The following is a 1356-nucleotide window of genomic DNA, read 5'->3' as shown; positions in this document are numbered from 1 at the left end:
TCTTTGGCGCGTGGGCCGCGGGGTCGGCCGTTGCCGACGTATTTGACGCCGGGTGCGGGTCGGGTTCGTTCGGCGAGGACCTCGCCGTCCAGATCGGTGATGATGATGTTGTCGCCGTCACTGACGACGAGAACCTGTTGAAAGGCGTATTGGGCACCGACCTTGTAGGCGACTGAGTTCAGTCCGATGTTGCCCACCGCGCTGACCGTTCGGGCGCAGGTGTTGGCGGGCAGATCTGCGGGCGGCGGTGTCCGCGGGAACTGGTATCGGCTCGGGACTCGCTCGGTGTAGACGGGCCGGTCGGGTTTCGGGCGGGGTGGATCAGCCTTGGGCGTCGCTTCCCACGCTGTCAGTGGTGTGACGCGTCCAGGCAGTCCTTGGTGGGGTCGCTGGGTGTTGTAGATGTGGTCGAACGCGTCGACCTGGGCTTGGAGTTCGGCCAATGATCCCGCGAGCGGCTGTCTGTCGAGGTAACGAAACAGGGTCTGATGGAACCGTTCGTTCTTGCCCTGGGTGGTCGGCTTGTAGGGCTTGCCGGTGATCGCCTCCACGCCCAGGGCGCCGACGTGACTGACCAGCTGGCCGACGTACCCTCGCCGCGAAGGATTCAGTGCGAGTCCGTTGTCGGTCAGGAGTCGTTGAGGAACCCCGTGGGCGGCGATCGCCTTGTCCACCAAAGCGATTGCGTCTTTCACAGTCTCGGCGGAGGCGACGTGGGAGGCCAGTGCGTAGCGGGAGTGGTCGTCGATGAGCTGGAAGATCACGCACTTACGCCCACCGCTGAGCACGTACTCGGTCGCATCGAGTTGCCAGCATGCATTCGGGGCCGGGTAGACGAACCGCCGCCATGCCGAGCGGGGCTTCTTCTTCGGCTCCAGGCGAGCCACGCCGGCCTCACGGAAGATGCGTGCAAGCGAGGCGGTGGAGGGGACCTGCTGCATGCCCATCGCGTGCATCTTGTCGTGCACGCTGATCGGCCCATGGTCCAGGCCGGAGGATTCCAGGGCGGCACGCACGGCCAGCGCCTGTTCCTTGACCTCGTCGCTCAGCTTCGACGGGCTCGACTTCGGCCGTCGTGTCCTGGGTTCGAGCACCGCTGCCGGCCCGTCGGTCTTCACACGCTTACGCAACGCGTAGAACGATTTACGGGAGATGCCGTGCTCGGCGCAGAAGGTTGACACCGCACCGCGAGGGGCGTCATCGGGCCACTGCGAGATCGCAAGGCGAACGACAGGATCGATGGGTTCATTGACGGCCACCACCCGAACCTTGGGGCAGAAGTGTCACCACCAAGACCACCCGAAGTGTCACCGATGTCCTGATGCAGAACTGTCACCGATGTCTTGGGAGATAACA

At 64.5% G+C, this 1356-nt stretch carries 1 protein-coding gene; it reads right to left on the bottom strand.

The window, feature by feature from the left end; all coding sequences use genetic code 11:
* Positions 1-1181, bottom strand: a 1181-nt coding sequence (locus N536_RS0135800) for an IS481 family transposase (protein WP_029118000.1), incomplete at its 3' end; no start/stop codon positions are given.
* Positions 1182-1356 lie beyond the last annotated feature (175 nt).

Source organism: Mycobacterium sp. URHB0044 (assembly GCF_000620625.1).
Classification (GTDB): domain Bacteria; phylum Actinomycetota; class Actinomycetes; order Mycobacteriales; family Mycobacteriaceae; genus Mycobacterium.
This window is presented reverse-complemented; position numbering and strand designations above follow the sequence as displayed.